Origin of the sequence: Microvirga guangxiensis, from assembly GCF_900102135.1 — a bacterium.
GTDB classification, from domain to species: Bacteria; Pseudomonadota; Alphaproteobacteria; order Rhizobiales; family Beijerinckiaceae; genus Microvirga; species Microvirga guangxiensis.
Genome location: NZ_FMVJ01000016.1, coordinates 37724 through 53860, shown reverse-complemented (window position 1 = coordinate 53860; position 16137 = coordinate 37724). Strand labels below are relative to the sequence as shown.

Sequence of the window (16137 nt, the reverse complement as noted above, 5' to 3'; positions counted from 1 at the left end):
GGCTCATGGGCAACGTAACTCCCCTCCTAAGCCGGCATCCTTTGGTTGGCCGATGGCGCACGGAAGAAGATGATGGGCGCTCAGAATACACAGTCTCTGTGGTCCCTAGCGGGTTGAGTGTAAAAGGCTGCGATTTCCTTGACGGCGAAGAGTTTCTGATCTGGGACGTCAAATGGACCGAGAACAGCGTCGAGTTCAAAACGAATATGCCATCGACAGGACGCAGAGGGCATATCGTTTTGACGTTTGTACAGTCGCTTCAAACCGTCACGATGACTTACACGTTTACGGATACGTGCGTGGCCTATAAGGCCGACGAGCGCTAAAATCTCACTGAGAGTTTCCGCGCTCGTTAACGCTCCGCCTTAGACGTCAGCGCGAAGACGCTCGCGATCCCGCCCACACCCAGCATCAGCAGCAGGCTCACCGCATTAATCGCCGGTGATGCGCCCTCGCGCATCTGGCCATACATGGTGATCGGCAGCGGCGCCTCGGAGCCCACGAGCATCAGGGTCGTGTTGAAATTCTCGAACGACATCAGCAACGCCACGAGGCCAGCGCCAATGAGCGCGGGCCTCAAAAAGGGCAGCGTGATCGTGCGCAGCACCCGCACGCGGCTGGCGCCGAGATCGAAGGCAGCCTCTTCCAGCGACCGGTCGAATTTGCGCAGGCGCGCGGCGATGATGAGCGTGGAGATCGTCAGGATGAACGAGAGCTGGCCGAGCACCACGAGGGACAATCCGGGACGCAGGAAATCGAGATCGGTCTGAAGCCACTCCTCCAGTCCGTTCGCCACGCGCGAGAAAAAGGCGAGGATCGAGATGCCGAGCACCACGCCCGGAATGACGAGCGGCCAGAGCATCATCATGGACAGGAATGTCTTGCCGGGAAATTCGGCGCGCTCCAGCACCCAGGCATTCACCGTGCCGATGAGCACCGCAAGCAGCGCCACTGGGATCGCCACCTTGAAGCTGTTGGCGATGGTGTCGAGCCAGATCGGATCCACCAATACGCCGGGCTTACCCACCGCCGTGCCAGTGCCAGTGAACCATTCGAGCGTAAACCCGCGCCACGGGGGCGATGGGAACGGGCTCGCGTTGAAAGCGAAGATCGCAACGACCAGGAGCGGCGCGAACAGGAAGATATAGAACGCCGCGATATAGAGCTTCCAGGAGAGAGACGGGCGGTTCATGGCGTCAGGCCTGCTTCAAGGTGGTGCCGAGGCTCTGTCCGGTGAGGCGCAGGCCCGCCCAGACGATAGCGGAGGACAGCATGAGAAGGAGCATGCCGAAGGCTGCTCCCTGGGGCCAGTTGAAGCGCGTGATGAACTGCGCGTAGATCTGCTCCGTGAACCACAATCCATTCTTGCCGCCGAGCAGTACCGGCGTCGCGAAGTTGCCGACGGTGAGCATGAACACGATGATCGATCCGGCAACGATGCCGGGCATCGCATGAGGAATGACGATGCGGCGCAGAACCGTCCAGCGGCTGCCGCCGAGATCGAACCCTGCCTCCACCACCGAGGGCTCAAGGCTCTCCAACGCATTGGCGAGCGGCACGATCATGAAGAGCAGGCCGCCATAGACGAGGCCCAGGATCACTGCGCCATCGTTGTAGAGCAGTTCCACCGGCTGATCGGCGAGGCCGATGGCGCGCAACGTGTAAGAGATGATGCCGGTTTCGCGCAGCAGGATCATCCAGCCCAGCGTGCGGACGAGCTCCGACACCCAGAACGGGAGCAGGCAAAGCAGCAGCAGCATCGCTTTCAGGCGACCTTGCGCCACACGAGCGATGTAGAGCGCGATGGGAAAGGCAAGAACGAGGGTAAGCGCGGTTACGATGATCGACATGATCGCCGTGCGCGCGAAAGTGCGCCAATAGAGCGGCTCAGTGAAGAACTCGAGATAATTGCCGAACCCGAACGCATAGACGCGCGGGGCCACGCGCTCGCTGAAGGAGAGGACGAGAATCTCCACATGAGGCAGCACGATGAGAAGGCCCAGCCACAGGACGGCCGGCGCCAGGAGAAGGAAGAGCGTGAGGCTCCGGGCCGGTTTCTGGCTCATGCGGCGAACACCTTCATGGCATCCGCCGTCCAGCCCACATGGATCGGCGCGCCAACCTGGATGCCGGCGAGCGGCCCCGCTTGCGGCAGCACCGCGCGGACGGGCTGATCGAAACCCGCAGTGTCGATCAGCAGGCTCGAATTCGCACCATCGAACAGAACCGCCGAGACGCGGCCCTCGAAACGGTTCGGCAGGCTGCTCAGCACCGAGGCGTCCTGCGCCAAAGCAACGGCCTCCGGACGCACGAAAGCGAGTGAGGCTTTGTCCGCGACCTTGCCCTGCCCTTGCACCACCGTGCCAGAGGGCAAACGCACGGAAATGGCGCCGTTGGCCGCTGCAGCCGCTTCGCCCTGCCACTTGTTCGTCTCTCCGACGAAGCTCGCGACAAAAGGCGTTGCAGGGTTGTGATAAAGCTCGCGGGGGCTGCCCACCTGCTCGAATTTGCCCTGGTTCATCACCGCGATGCGGTCGGACATGACGAGCGCTTCCGACTGGTCGTGCGTGATGTAGGCGAATGTCGTGTTGAAGGTGGATTGCAGCTGCTTCAGCTCGATCTTCATATGCTCGCGCAATTTGAGGTCGAGCGCGCCGAGCGGCTCATCCAGGAGCACGAGCGTCGGCTCGAGAACAAGGCATCGTGCAATCGCCACGCGCTGGCGCTGGCCGCCGGAGAGGGCCGTCACGCGCCGCTCGCCGAAACCTTTGAGACCCACGCGCTCCAGCATGCGGCTGGCACGTTCTTCTGCTTCCGCGCGAGACACGTCGCGGCAGGTGAGACCGTAAGCGACATTCTCGCCCACGCTCATCATGGGAAAGAGCGCAAGGCTCTGGAACACCATGTTCACCGGACGCTTGTTGGCCGGAACGCCGATCATCGACTTCCCGCGGATGCGGATGTCGCCGGAGGTTGGGTTCTCGAAACCCGCGATCATGCGCATCAATGTGGTCTTGCCGCAGCCGGATGGTCCGAGAATGGAGAAGAACTCGCCGGGAGCGACGCTGAAGCTCACATCGTTGACGGCTGCATGGGAGCCGAAACGCTTGATGACGTTGACGAGATCGAGATCGGTGGAATGTGCCATGGACGTGCGCCAGAAATAGCCATCCCCCGGACAAGCCGGGGGATGGTCGTCAAACAGAGTGGATGATTACGAACCGGCCTTCAGGCGGTCGAGAACCTTGCCCTCGATTTCTTCGAGGCCAGCGGGCACGGCCGGATACCACTTGATGTTGTCGATGGCGGCTTTCGGGAAGCTCTCGGCGAACTGGTCCTTCAGCTTGCCCTGCATGAGCTTGTCGGCGCCGTTGGAAGCCGTGAAGTTGCCGGCAGCGGCGGCGACCTTCGCAGCGATCTCGGGACGCATGTTGAAGTTGATCCACTTGTAGGCGGCGTCGTCGTTGCGGCCCTTGGCGGGGATCGCGAAGGTGTCGACCCAGCCTAGAGCGCCCGACTTCGGCGCGATGAACTTCATGTCGGCATTCTCGGCATTGAGCTTCCAGCCGCCCGTATCCCATGCCATGGCGGCGACGATCTCACCCGAGCGCACGGCGTTGAGAAGCTGGTCAGACCCTTCCCAGAAGAACTTCACGTTCTTCTTGCACTCCGCGAGCTTGGCGCCGACCTTCTCCATCAGGGCGGCATAAGCCTTCGCATCACCATAGGCGGCGAAGGGGTCCATGCCGTTGGCGAAGGCGAACGCGATCAACGCGGGACGCTTGGCGCGGAAGCTGGTCTTGCCCGCGAGCGACGGATCGCAGAGATCGTTGTAATCAGCGACCTTGGGAGCAGCCTTCGTGTTCACCACAAGACCGTCTGTGCCCCAGATGTGGGGAACGCCGTAGACCTTGCCGTCGACACTGGTGTTCTTCTTGGTCGCTTCCAGCATGGAGGCGATGAACTGGTCGGATTTGATCTTGGAGAGATCGAGCGGCTTGTAGATGCCGAACTCCGTCTGCGGGCCTGCGATGCGGTCCTGGCTCGGCTGCACGATATCGAAGCCTGCGCCCTGCGTCGCGCGCAGCTTGGAGATGATCTCCTCATTGTTGGAGGTCGTGACCTCCACCTCGATGCCGGTTTCCTTCTTGAACTGCTCGATCACGTCTGCCGGTGCATAACCCGACCAGGTCAGGAGCCGGAGCTTCTCGGCGGCATGAGCCGATCCAGCGATCATCAGAGCGGCGAAAGCCGTAGCCAGCTTCAGGCTGGCGCGCTTGGTCAACATTTCTTCCTCCATGTGGACGGGCTATTACCCTGTTCCCCAGTTGCAAAGTTATATGACAGTGCAACGACACGCTAGGGGGTCTTAAAACTGGCCCATGAACCCTTCGGAGGTGACAGGGTTCGACCCTGCCGGTAAGGATAAGCTCCGTTATTCCGGAGCTTCCCGCCATGCGCACCTTCTATCCCGAAATCGAACCCTACGATCATGGCATGCTCGATGTGGGGGATGGACACCGGGTCTATTGGGAATTGTGCGGCAATCCCGATGGCAAGCCCGTAGTGTTTCTCCATGGGGGCCCCGGCGGCGGCTGCTCACCGACGCAGCGGAGGCTGTTCGACCCGAAGAAGTACAGGATCCTGCTCTTCGATCAGCGCGGCTGCGGGCGCTCGACGCCCTATGCAAGCCTCGATAACAACACGACCTGGCATCTCGTGGCCGATATCGAGCGCCTGCGCGAGATGCTCGGTGTCGACAAGTGGATGGTGTTCGGCGGCTCCTGGGGCTCGACGCTCGCTCTCGCCTATGCGGAGACCCACCCGGAACGCGTGACCGAGTTGGTGCTGCGCGGAATATTCACCCTGCGCCGGGCAGAACTGCTCTGGTATTATCAGGAAGGCGCGTCCTGGATCTTTCCCGACAAATGGGAGCGCTATCTCGCCCCCATCCCGGAGAATGAGCGCGGCGATCTGATGGCCGCCTACCGCAAGCGCCTGACCCACCCGGACCCTGCCGTCCAACGAGAGGCCGCAAAGGCCTGGAGCCTGTGGGAGGGCGAGACCATCACTCTGCTGCACAACCAGGATTTCAGCGACCAATTCGGCGACGAGCACTACGCCATCGCATTCGCGCGGATCGAGAACCATTACTTCGTCAACGAGGGATGGTTCGAGGAAGGTCAGTTGATCCGGGATGCCCATAAGCTGAAAGGCATTCCGGGCGTGATCATCCAGGGCCGTTACGACGTCGCCACTCCGGCGAAGACGGCATGGGACCTGCACAGAGCCTGGCCCGAGGCGCAGTTCATCATGGTGCCGGATGCGGGCCACGCGGTGACGGAACCCGGCATCCTGCATCACCTCATCGAAGCAACGGATTCGTTCGCGGATCGCTAGTCTTCATCCCGGATCTGCGCTTCGCTTCGTCCGGGATGACGCTCACCCACGTTACTTCGCGACCCAGCCTCCATCCATGGAGAGGTTCGTGCCGGTCATCTGGCTTGCCGCATCGGAGCAGAGGAACACCGCCAGCGCCGCCACCTGATCCACGGTCACGAATTGCTTGGTGGGCTGCGCCTCCAGCAGAACGTCGTTGATCACCTGCTCCTTGGAGAGGCCGCGGGCCTTCATGGTGTCGGGGATCTGGTTCTCGACCAGCGGCGTCCAGACATAGCCGGGGCTGATGCAGTTCACCGTGACGCCATGTGTCGCCACTTCCAGCGCCACGGTCTTGGTGAGGCCTGCGATACCGTGCTTGGCGGCCACGTAGGCCGATTTGAACGGCGAGGCCACAAGGGAGTGCGCGGAGGCCGTGTTGATGATGCGGCCCCATTTGCGGGCCTTCATGCCAGGAACCGCAGTGCGAATGGCGTGGAAGGCCGAGGAGAGATTGATCGCGATGATCTGATCCCACTTCTCGACCGGAAACTCTTCCACCGGAGAGACGAACTGAATGCCGGCGTTGTTGACGAGAATATCGACGCTGCCGAGCGACTTCTCGGCCTCATGGATCATGTCGGCAATCTCATCGCCCTTCAGCATGTTGGCCGGCGAATAAATTGCTTTTACGCCGAATTCGCTTTCGATGGCGGCGCGGGTCTTCTCGATCTCGGCCGCATCGCCGAGGCCGTTGATGACCACGTTCGCGCCTTCCTTGGCAAGCGCCCGGGCGATGGCGAGGCCGATTCCGCTGGTGGAGCCGGTGATGACGGCGTTCTTGGATTTCAAGGTCATGATCTACTCCGCACGGGCCGCTCGGACCCCAGGGCTCTCAAGGAAAGTCTGACATAGCACAAAGGGGAAAGCCGGGTTGAGCCTAGCAAAAAGGAGAATGCCGGAACTCCCGGCGGGAGCTACCCTCACCTGCTCCCTGCGCATGACTTTAGGGCAGTTCTTGCCATTGTCGCCCCCTTGCCAATGTGAGACAGATCGGCAGCAACGATTGAATGGGTGAATGGTGCAGACACCACGCTTCCTTCCCTGCGGAGACAGCGCCTTGACCGTCGAGTTCGGGAGCACGATCGCGCCCGAGCTGAACGGCAAGGTGCTGGCGCTCGATGCCCTGCTGCGGGACAACCCGCCTGCAGGCCTCATCGAAACGGTTCCCACCTACCGCTCGCTGACCCTGCAATTCGATCCCACCGTGCTGGATTACGAGGCTCTCATCCGCCGGCTCGAAGAAGCGACGCGTGATCTTCAGCCGCAAAGCGCAACCGGCACACGCTGGCGCGTGCCTGTGGTCTATGGCGGTGAATATGGAATCGACCTGGAAGATGTGGCGCAGCTCCATGGCTTGACGCCCTCTCAGCTCATCGAGATCCATACGAGTGCCGTCTACAGGATCTATATGATCGGCTTCCTGCCGGGCTTCGCTTATCTCGGCGGCCTCGATCCACGCATTGCCACATCGCGGCGCACGCAGCCGCGCCTGAAGGTTCCAAGCGGATCGATCATGATCGGCGGTGAGCAGGCAGGCATCGTGCCCATGGAGATGCCGAGCGGCTGGCATCTTCTGGGGCGTACGCCGGTCCTGAGCTATGCGCCGGAGCGTGAGCCCGCCTTCCTGTTCGCCGCCGGAGACGAGATCGTGTTCGAGCCCATGGACGCCTCCCGATGGGATGATCTCGAGATGGCCGCCCTTGCCGGTGCGCCCGTTGCGGAGCGGGTGAGCGCATGACCAACCTTGTGGTGCAAAGCTGCGGCCCGATGACGAGCCTGCAGGATTGGGGCCGCATCGGCTATCAGGGCTTCGGCGTATCGCCATCGGGCGCCATGGATCGTCGATGCCTCGCCATGGCCAATGCACTCGTCGGCAATGCGCCGGAAACGGCTGCCATCGAGTTCATGAATCTCGGGGGCAGCTTCACCTGCAATGACGGCGAAATCAGTGTGGCTCTCGCCGGGGCAGGCTGCACGGCCAGCATCAACGATGCGCCCGTCGAGCCGAATACGACCATGGTGCTGCGGGAAGGCGATGTGCTGAAGGTCGGGCACGCGCGCGCCGGCACCTTCGCCTATCTCGCGGTCGCGGGCGGTTTCCTGATCGAGCCGCAACTGGGCAGCCTCTCATATCATCCGCGCTCGCGTCTCGGTGGACTGAAAGGCGCTCCGGTGAAGGCCGGCGATCGTCTCCCCTGCGGGCCGGGTGCACAGCAGGTTGCGCCGATGCATCTGCCGCTCGACCCTCTCGAAGAAAACGGCCCCATCCGTGTGATCATGGGGCCGCAGGACGATTACTTCACGCAAGACGCAATCTGCACGTTCCTGAACGCTGAATTCACTATCAGCCCCCAGGCCGACCGCATGGGCTTTCAGCTCAACGGCCCTCAGCTCGAACATGCGAAAGGCTTCAACATCGTGTCCGACGGCATCGTTGACGGCCACATCCAGGTTCCGGGCAGCGGCCTCCCCATCGTGCTCATGCGTGACCGGCAGACGGCGGGCGGCTACCCGAAGATCGCGACGATCATCAGCGCCGATCTCGCGCGCTTCGCGCAGATGCGTCCCGGCACGGCTTTGCGCTTCAGAGCCGTGTCTCGCGATGAAGCGGTGGCGGCCGCGCGTCAGATGAAGGATTGGATCGACGCGCTTCCGTCAGCCCTCGTGCCGCTGCGCTTCGATCTTACGACCGAACATCTGTTAAGCACCAACCTGATCGGCGGCATGGTGGATGCGCTGTCACCCAAAGCCTCCGACCACACACCTTGAGATAATTCGGGGCGCTGAAACCAGCGCCCCGTTCCTTTTTATTTGGTTTTGACGCCGCTTTCATCCGAGCGATCCGCTGCGCCTGCGGCCTTCGCCTCGCGACGGCGCTCGTGCAGCACGTATTCAGTGTAGCCATTGGGCTGCGCCGCCCCTTTGAAAATGAGGTCGCAGGCTGCCTGGAAGGCGGGGCCGTTGAAGCCCGGTGCCATCGGCCTGTAGAGCGGGTCACCGGCATTCTGCCGATCCACGACCTCCGCCATGCGGCGCAGGGTCTGCATCACCTGATCCTCGCTGACGATGCCATGGCGCAGCCAGTTCGCGAGATGCTGGCTGGAGATGCGCAAGGTCGCGCGGTCTTCCATCAATCCGACATCGTGAATGTCGGGCACCTTCGAGCAGCCGACGCCCTGATCGATCCAGCGCACCACGTAACCCAGAATGCCCTGGCAATTGTTGTCGAGCTCCTGCTGCACCGCATCGGGCGCCCAGTTCGATTGCGACACGGGAATGGTCAGAATATCCGAGAGCTTGGCGCGCGAACGTGACTTCAGCTCGGCCTGGTGGCCATGCACGCTCATCTGATGATAATGCAGCGCATGCAACGTCGCGGCCGTCGGGGACGGCACCCAGGCGGTGTTCGCGCCTGCCTGCGGATGACCGATCTTCTGCGCCATCATGTCGGCCATCTTGTCGGGCGCAGCCCACATGCCCTTGCCGATCTGCGCATGCCCCGGCAATCCGCAGAGCAGGCCGACATCCACGTTGTTGTCCTCGTAGGCTTTGATCCACGCGGTCGACTTCATGTCGTTCTTGCGGATCATCGGGCCTGCTTCCATCGAGGTGTGGATCTCGTCGCCTGTGCGGTCGAGGAACCCCGTGTTGATGAAGAAGATGCGGTCGGCTGCCGCACGGATGCAGGCCTTGAGGTTGACCGTGGTGCGGCGCTCCTCGTCCATGATGCCCATCTTCAGCGTGTTGCGGTCCAACCCTAGCATGTCCTCCACCGCGGAGAAAAGATCGCTGGCGAAAGCCACCTCGTCCGGCCCATGCATCTTGGGCTTCACGATGTAGATCGAACCCGTACGGCTGTTGCGGAATGCGCTGCCGCCCTTCAGGTCGTGTATCGCGATCAACGCGGTCACCGCCGCGTCGAGGATGGTTTCCGGGATTTCCTTGCCTGCATCATCCAGCACCGCATCGGTGAACATGTGGTGGCCCACATTGCGCACCAGCATGAGGCTGCGGCCGTGGAGGCGGACCTCGCCGCCATTGGGCGCGGTGTAGATGCGATCAGGATTCAGCTTGCGCTCGACAATGCGGCCGCCCTTCTCGAAGCTCTCGACGAGATCGCCCTTCATGAGGCCGAGCCAGGTGCGGTAGACGTCGACCTTGTCGTCTGCATCCACCGCCGCCACCGAATCTTCCAAGTCCATGATGGTGGAAATGGCCGATTCGACGATGAGATCGGCCACACCTGCCGGATCGTCGGCCCCGATGGGGTTCGAGGGGTCGATCTTGATCTCGATATGCAGGTTGTTGTGGCGCAGCAGAATGGCCGAAGGATTCGCCGCATCGCCCTGGAAGCCAGCCAGCTGCCCGGCATCCCGCAGCCCGGTTTCGGTGCCGTCGCGCAATTTCACCGCAAGGGCTCCGCCATGGAGGGCATAAGCCGACGCATCCTTGTGGCTGCCCTTGGCGAGCGGCGCGGCCTGGTCGAGCAATTCGCGGGCGCGGTCCACCACCTTGGCGCCGCGCACCTTGTTGTAGCCGCCGGAGCGGTTCGCGCCATTCTCCTCGGAGATCGCATCCGTGCCGTACAGGGCATCGTAGAGGCTGCCCCAGCGGGCATTGGCGGCGTTCAGCGCATAGCGGGCATTGGAAACCGGCACCACGAGCTGAGGCCCGGCGATGTGGGCGATTTCGTCGTCCACATTCTGAGTTCCAACCGAGAAATCCTCCGGCTCGGGCAGCACATAGCCGATGTCACGCAGGAAGCGCTCGTATTCGGCCTGATCGATGGGACGTCCGGCCCGGGCGCGATGATAATCGTCGATCTGGGCCTGGAGCTTGTCGCGAACGGCGAGAAGCTCGCGGTCGCGGGGAGCGAAATCCCGTACGAGGCCGGCCAGCCCCGTCCAGAAGGCTTCCGCCGATACGCCCGTGCCGCTGAGGGCCTCCTTTTCGATGAAGTCGTGGAGGACCGGTGCAATCTGGAGGCCGTTCGTCTGGACGCGCGTCATTGTTCCCGCTTTCGTGGAGTGAACATTCCAAGCCTTAGCTTAAGGCGCAGCGACTAAAAATGAAGATGGCCGCCCTTTCCATGAGACAAAGGGCTGATGCACCGCACAAAACGAAGCGGACAACAAAAAAGCCGCCCGGAGGCGGCTGTTTTTGGGGATTTGGTGGAGCCAGGCGGGATCGAACCGCCGACCTCTTGCATGCCATGCAAGCGCTCTCCCAGCTGAGCTATGGCCCCTTTGAAATCCGCGGCGTTTGGGGCGCCGCGGCGTCTCTATAATCGGCTCTCGCCTGAGGTTCAAGCCTCTTCGTCGTCTTCGAGATCGCTGTCGATCAGATCGGACACGTCATCGTCGCCCTCTTCCTCGTCCTCGAGGAAAGTGTCGTCGGTGTCGTCGTCGCCCACGTCGATGTCGTCATCGACCGAGACGTCCTTCTCGTTCTCGCCAGCCTCGACCTCATCGAGGGAGACCATCTCCGGACCGGCAGCTTCCAGCTCGGTATCCTCGTCGTCATCTTTGGCGGCGCGGGCGACTGCGGGCGCAGCGGCGCGGCTCAGGGCCACAGCCTGGAAGACGGTGCCGCATTTCGGGCAGACCGCCGGGTCCCTGTTGAGATCGTAGAATTTCGCGCCGCAGCTCATGCACTGGCGCTTCAAGCCGAGTTCCGGTTTGGCCACGGGTGATTGCCTTCATGGAAGTGAATGGTTGGGAAGGCACCCGTTAGTCATGAGGGCAGGCCTTGTCAAATGGGAAATTGCGTTGAAGCGCCCTTCCCCTCCACCTTGCGCGTGACGGCGCGTGACGCGCGTGTTAGAGGCCGCCCGAAGAGAAGGCTCCAAGGAACGAAGAGAATGTCCCACGCCCATGGCCCTGCCACCCCCGTCTCCAGCAGGTCTGGTAATGCCCTGAAGGGGCGCATCCGCGTTCCTGGCGACAAGTCGATCTCCCACCGCTCCATGATCTTCGGCCTTCTGTCCATTGGCGAAACCCGGGTGGAGGGCCTGCTCGAAGGCGACGACGTGCTGCGCACGGCCGAAGCCTGCCGGGCTCTCGGCGCCACCATTAACCGGGAGGCCCCCGGCCGCTGGCGGATCAAGGGCATGGGCATCGGCGGTCTTGTCGAGCCCAAGGATATCCTCGATTTCGGCAATGCGGGCACTGGCTCGCGCCTCATGATGGGCGTGGCCGGCAGCCACCCGATCACGGCCACTTTCGACGGCGATGCTTCCCTCCGCAAACGTCCCATGCGCCGCATCCTCGATCCGCTGGTCCAGATGGGCGTCACCGTGGTGAGCGAGGCCGAGGGCGGGCGCGTGCCCCTGACCCTGCGCGGCCCGAAGGAAACCCTGCCGATCACCTACGAGACCCCTGCGGCCTCGGCCCAGATCAAGTCGGCGATCCTGCTTGCCGGTCTCAACTCCCCCGGCAAGACAACCGTGATCGAGCGCGAAGCGACCCGCGACCACACGGAGCGGATGCTGCGCCATTTCGGCGCAACGGTCGAGGTTGCCCCCCACGGAGCGGATGGCCGCGCCGTGACCCTTCACGGCCAGCCCGAGCTTCGCGGCACGGAGATCGTGGTGCCGACCGACCCCTCCTCCGCGGCCTTCCCGCTCGTGGCGGCTTTGATCACTCCCGGATCGGACATCGTGATCGAGGGCGTGATGATGAACCCGCTGCGCACCGGGCTCATCACCACCCTCCTGGAGATGGGAGCCTCCATCGAGCGCCTGAACGAGCGCGACGAAGGCGGAGAGACCGTGGCGGACCTGCGAGTGCGCCACAGCAAGCTCACCGGCGTCACGGTCCCTCATGCGCGGGCACCCGCCATGATCGACGAATACCCGATCCTCGCAGTCGCGGCCGCCTTCGCCGAGGGCACCACCCGGATGCAGGGCCTTCATGAGCTGCGCGTGAAGGAGTCCGATCGCCTCGCCGCCGTGGCGGCGGGCCTCGCCGAAGCCGGCGTCGAGCATGAGATCGACGGCGACGACCTCATCGTCCATGGCTCCAGGACGGTGCGTGGCGGAGGCAACCCGGTGAAGACGCATCTCGATCACCGCATCGCCATGGCCTTCCTCGTGATGGGCCTTGCCTCCCAGGAAGCGATGAGCGTGGATGACGGCGCCATGATCGCGACGAGCTTCCCTTCATTCATCCCGCTCATGCGCGAACTCGGCGCCGTCATTCAGGATTGAAGCCGGTCATGATCATCGCCATCGACGGCCCTGCCGCATCGGGCAAGGGAACCCTGGGCAAGCGCCTCTCGGAGCATTTCAGTTTCGCGCATCTCGACACAGGCCTGCTCTACAGGGCCGTCGCCCGCGTGATGCTCGACCGGGACCTCGACCTGAACGATCGGGATGCGGCCCACGAGGTTGCACTCAATCTGGACGTAACCCATCTCGACGATCCGCGCCTGCGGGGAGCCCAGATGGGAGAGGCGGCCTCCGTGATCTCCGGCTATCAGCCTGTTCGCGATGCCCTCCTCGCCTTCCAGCGCGGATTCGCCGAGCAGCCCCCTGGAGCGGTGCTGGACGGGCGCGATATCGGCACCGTGGTCTGCCCTCACGCAGATGTGAAACTTTTCATCACGGCCGCTCCCGAAGAACGTGCGCGCCGCCGCCATCTGGAACTCCAGAACCGGGGCGAGCAGACGGAATACTCCACAATTCTTGAGGATATTCGTCGCCGCGACGAGCGCGACATGAACCGGGTATCGGCTCCCCTGAAGCCTGCCGCCGATGCGATCACGCTCGATACGACGCATCTCGATGCAAATGCGGCGTTCCAGGCGGCGCTCGCTTTCGTCAAAGCCAAGGTTGGCCGAGCATAACCTAACCTTGCGCTGGCGTCAGAAGCTGGCACACTGAACAAACCAGTCCGCCTCCCCTTCCAAGGAGAATACGATGGTTTGCTCAAGGCTTACCCATCTGGCCGCAGGACTAGCTTTGCTTTGGACGTGCCTTGCTCAACCCGCATGGGCGCAGAGCGACACGGAAGTCGACCTCGCCCTCGTGGTTGCCGTCGACATCTCCTTCTCCATGGATACGGACGAGCAGGCCCTGCAGCGGGAGGGTTTCGCGCAAGCCTTCCGCTCAAGCCAGGTGCATGATGCGATCCGCAGCGGCATGATCGGCAAGATCGCAGTCACCTACATGGAATGGGCCGGATCGCCGGACCAGAAGGTGATCGTGCCTTGGACGGTTCTCGACAACCCCGAAAGCCTGATGGCCTTCGCAGACAGAATCTCCTCGACCCCGCTGCGTCGCGCGCAGCGGACCTCGATCTCGAGCGCCATCGATTACAGCGTGGGTCTGCTCGAAAGCAGCGGGATGCAGGCCACGCGACAGGTGATCGACGTATCGGGCGACGGTCCCAACAACCAGGGACGAGGCGTGTCGCAGGCCCGCGACGAGGCACTTGCCAAGGGCATCACCATCAACGGATTGCCGATCATGCTGCGCAAGCCTGGCTACCTCGACATCCCCGAACTCGACGTTTATTACAAAGACTGCGTGATCGGCGGCCAGGGAGCTTTCACGGTTCCCGTCCGTGAGCGCGACCAGTTCATCGAGGCCATCAAGACCAAGATCCTGCTTGAGATCGCCAACCTCATGCCCGAACAGCCTCCCCTCATCAAACGCATTCAGAGTGCGCCCCCCACGAATTGCCTGGCCGGCGAGATGCAGTGGCGCGACCGCTGGAGCAACTGAGCCGCAATCTCATGAAGCAGCTGACTTTGGCGCTCGTCGCCCACGACGCCAAGAAGAACGACATGGCCGATTTCGTGGCCATGTTCGAGAACGACATTCGCCCCTGCACGCTTTTTGCCACCGGCACGACCGGGGGCCGCATCATGGAGCGCTGTCCAGCCCTTTCCGTCACGCGCTTGAAAAGCGGCCCGCTCGGCGGCGACCAGCAGATCGGCGCCTTGATCGCGGAAGGCAGGATCGATGCGCTGTTCTTTTTCGTGGATCCTCTCTCGCCGCATCCCCATGATGTGGACGTGAAGGCCCTGATGCGCCTCGCCCTTGTCTACAACATCCCGATGGCGCTCAACCGCGCCACGGCGGAGCGGCTGATCGAGTCGTTTAGAGATTGACGAGCCTCGAAGCGGCAAGCAGTTGATCGCCCGCCAAGGACAATGGCGATCAACCCATCTCACATGGAGAGGATGCTTTATCGCGCTGCGTCCGGGGACGACTTTTCAACCTCGGCACGGCCGGCGGCCCGGCCGGCAATCCGGCCTAGCGCTACAGCCGTCAGGAGACCATTGCCCGAGAGATAGCCTGCGGCCTTGGACCCCGATACCCCGCAGGCCGCCCCGCCTGCTGCGAAGAGGTTGTCAAGCGGTGCGGAGCTCGTGTCCATAACCCGGGCGTCGCGGTCGATCACAAGCCCGCCTTGGGTATGGAAAAGCGCCCCCGTCACCCGCACCGCCATGAAGCGGGGGGACAGAGGGGCTAATCCTTCGAAATGGCGCCCGAAGGAATCCTTGCCTTCGCCGGCTTTCAACCGCGTGACTTCGGCCATCGTCGCCGAGAAATTCTCCACTGGCACGCCCATTCGGACAGCCAGATCATCCCACGTCTCGGCGGATAGAACGGCCCCCATGGCCTCCGCGCGCTTGAAGTCCTCGAATTGGCGCGCAATGCCGGCAATCCTCTCGTCGAAGATTGCCCAAGCCACGCCCTCGGGCTGTTTGAGGACCTCCGCCGCCTGCTCGGAATAGCCTTGAGACTCGTTTGAGAAGCGCTCGCCTCGGATGTTCACCTGGACACCGCCCTCGGTCATCGTCGCCCACGTGATGAGAATGCCGGCAGGGTGCGCAACGGAGCCATGCCCCTGGTGTCCCGACAGGTGTCGCGTGGCTGCGCCAAGCGCCTCTCCCCACAGGAGGGCATCGCCCTGATTGCCCGGGTGGCCGAAATACAAAGCCTGAGCCAAGGAGGGGATGTGACGGTTCACCAGTTCCTTGTTTCCACCGTACCCGTTGCAGGCAAGGATCAGCTGCCCGCAGCCGATCTCCTCTGTGGTGCCGTCAGGCCGCGCGAAGCGAAGGCCAAGGACGCGACCGCTGTCATTAACGAACAGCGTGGTGACATGAGCCTCGCAGAGGATCTCGATTCCGGCGGCCTCCGCCGCTCCGCGAAGCGCATCGATCAGTTCTTCGCCGGAGCGGCTTGGAAGTCCGTGCATCCGTCTCGCAGAGTGACCCGGATAGCTGAAGTCGTCGACCACCGAGAAGGCAAGCCCGTAAGCATCGCTCAACCATTCGATCGCAGGGCCGACCTCCCGCACGACAAGGTCGACCAGAGCCGGATCCGGCTCTCCCTTCGCCTTGGACATGATGTCCGATGCAAATCGCTCCGGATCGTCGGCGATACCGGCCTCCCGTTGCCAGCGGGTCGCGGCAGCCGGAATCAATCCTGCCGATAGGGCGGTCGATCCGCGCGGGAGCGCATCGCGTTCAAGCACCAGGACATCGGCACCAGCCTCCTGAGCGGCCAAGCCTGCGACCAATCCCGCGGCCCCTGCTCCGACGATCACTACAGGGACAGTAAAATCGAAGGCCTTATCCTCCACCCGAACGACTTCGCTCATCGCCACCCCTGCCGTAGTTTTGTAAGACAGTTATCTGTCGCAAGGCTCTTACACTAAGCTGTCTTAAATATAAAACAAG

General features: G+C 62.8%; 15 protein-coding genes and 1 tRNA gene. 7 read left to right on the top strand and 9 right to left on the bottom strand.

From position 1 onward, the window contains the following. Window positions 1-352: 352 nt before the first annotated feature. From BLP10_RS20490 to BLP10_RS20475, 4 genes are all read right to left on the bottom strand, one after another. On the bottom strand, window positions 353-1192 hold the full coding sequence (locus tag BLP10_RS20490) for an ABC transporter permease (RefSeq protein ID WP_091138904.1): 840 nt from the start codon (window positions 1190-1192) through the stop codon (window positions 353-355). Window positions 1193-1196: 4 nt separating this feature from the next. Further along, entirely contained in the window at window positions 1197-2066 is an 870-nt protein-coding gene (locus tag BLP10_RS20485; protein WP_091138901.1) for an ABC transporter permease, read from the bottom strand. Further along, complete coding sequence (locus BLP10_RS20480) at window positions 2063-3148, bottom strand: ABC transporter ATP-binding protein (RefSeq protein ID WP_091138898.1); 1086 nt, start codon at window positions 3146-3148, stop codon at window positions 2063-2065. Before BLP10_RS20480 ends, BLP10_RS20485 begins: the two co-directional genes overlap by 4 nt. A 66-nt stretch (window positions 3149-3214) precedes the next feature. After that, window positions 3215-4288 carry an extracellular solute-binding protein gene (locus BLP10_RS20475; RefSeq protein ID WP_091138896.1) on the bottom strand — a complete coding sequence of 358 codons (1074 nt, stop codon included), beginning with the start codon at window positions 4286-4288 and terminating at the stop codon, window positions 3215-3217. Between the two features lie 167 nt (window positions 4289-4455). On the opposite strand from BLP10_RS20475, the gene pip reads away from it, so the two are divergent. Beyond that, window positions 4456-5400 (top strand): prolyl aminopeptidase, encoded by a 945-nt coding sequence (pip, locus tag BLP10_RS20470; RefSeq protein WP_091138893.1) that lies wholly within the window; start codon window positions 4456-4458, stop codon window positions 5398-5400. A 51-nt stretch (window positions 5401-5451) separates the two neighbouring features. Here the strand turns inward: pip and BLP10_RS20465 are convergent, their stop codons facing one another. Then, window positions 5452-6237 carry a 3-hydroxybutyrate dehydrogenase gene (locus BLP10_RS20465; protein ID WP_175493988.1) on the bottom strand — a complete coding sequence of 262 codons (786 nt, stop codon included), beginning with the start codon at window positions 6235-6237 and terminating at the stop codon, window positions 5452-5454. Window positions 6238-6457: 220 nt separating this feature from the next. Between BLP10_RS20465 and pxpB the strand changes: the two genes are divergently transcribed. Then, window positions 6458-7180 (top strand): 5-oxoprolinase subunit PxpB, encoded by a 723-nt coding sequence (gene pxpB, locus BLP10_RS20460; protein ID WP_091138888.1) that lies wholly within the window; start codon window positions 6458-6460, stop codon window positions 7178-7180. Next, entirely contained in the window at window positions 7177-8211 is a 1035-nt protein-coding gene (locus BLP10_RS20455; RefSeq protein ID WP_091138885.1) for a 5-oxoprolinase subunit C family protein, read from the top strand. Before pxpB ends, BLP10_RS20455 begins: the two co-directional genes overlap by 4 nt. A 38-nt stretch (window positions 8212-8249) precedes the next feature. Here BLP10_RS20455 and BLP10_RS20450 read toward each other — a convergent pair whose 3' ends face one another. From BLP10_RS20450 to BLP10_RS20440, 3 genes are all read right to left on the bottom strand, one after another. Further along, the gene (locus tag BLP10_RS20450; RefSeq protein WP_091138883.1) at window positions 8250-10451 is read right to left on the bottom strand and encodes a malate synthase G; all 2202 of its coding nucleotides are present in this window, start codon (window positions 10449-10451) and stop codon (window positions 8250-8252) included. Between the two features lie 160 nt (window positions 10452-10611). After that, window positions 10612-10687 (bottom strand) — tRNA-Ala (locus BLP10_RS20445). Window positions 10688-10747: 60 nt separating this feature from the next. Further along, on the bottom strand, window positions 10748-11128 hold the full coding sequence (locus BLP10_RS20440; protein ID WP_091138881.1) for a TIGR02300 family protein: 381 nt from the start codon (window positions 11126-11128) through the stop codon (window positions 10748-10750). 174 nt (window positions 11129-11302) lie between these two features. On the opposite strand from BLP10_RS20440, the gene aroA reads away from it, so the two are divergent. From aroA to BLP10_RS20420, 4 genes are all read left to right on the top strand, one after another. Continuing rightward, window positions 11303-12649, top strand: coding sequence for a 3-phosphoshikimate 1-carboxyvinyltransferase (gene aroA, locus BLP10_RS20435; RefSeq protein WP_091138879.1), 1347 nt, complete (start codon window positions 11303-11305; stop codon window positions 12647-12649). A gap of 8 nt (window positions 12650-12657) precedes the next feature. Next, on the top strand, window positions 12658-13287 hold the full coding sequence (gene cmk / locus BLP10_RS20430) for a (d)CMP kinase (RefSeq protein WP_091138877.1): 630 nt from the start codon (window positions 12658-12660) through the stop codon (window positions 13285-13287). A gap of 73 nt (window positions 13288-13360) precedes the next feature. Then, the gene (locus tag BLP10_RS20425) at window positions 13361-14167 is read left to right on the top strand and encodes a DUF1194 domain-containing protein (protein WP_091138874.1); all 807 of its coding nucleotides are present in this window, start codon (window positions 13361-13363) and stop codon (window positions 14165-14167) included. 11 nt (window positions 14168-14178) lie between these two features. Continuing rightward, the gene (locus BLP10_RS20420) at window positions 14179-14556 is read left to right on the top strand and encodes a methylglyoxal synthase (protein ID WP_091138872.1); all 378 of its coding nucleotides are present in this window, start codon (window positions 14179-14181) and stop codon (window positions 14554-14556) included. 77 nt (window positions 14557-14633) lie between these two features. Here the strand turns inward: BLP10_RS20420 and BLP10_RS20415 are convergent, their stop codons facing one another. Continuing rightward, window positions 14634-16058 (bottom strand): FAD-dependent oxidoreductase, encoded by a 1425-nt coding sequence (locus tag BLP10_RS20415; RefSeq protein ID WP_091138869.1) that lies wholly within the window; start codon window positions 16056-16058, stop codon window positions 14634-14636. Window positions 16059-16137: the final 79 nt, after the last annotated feature.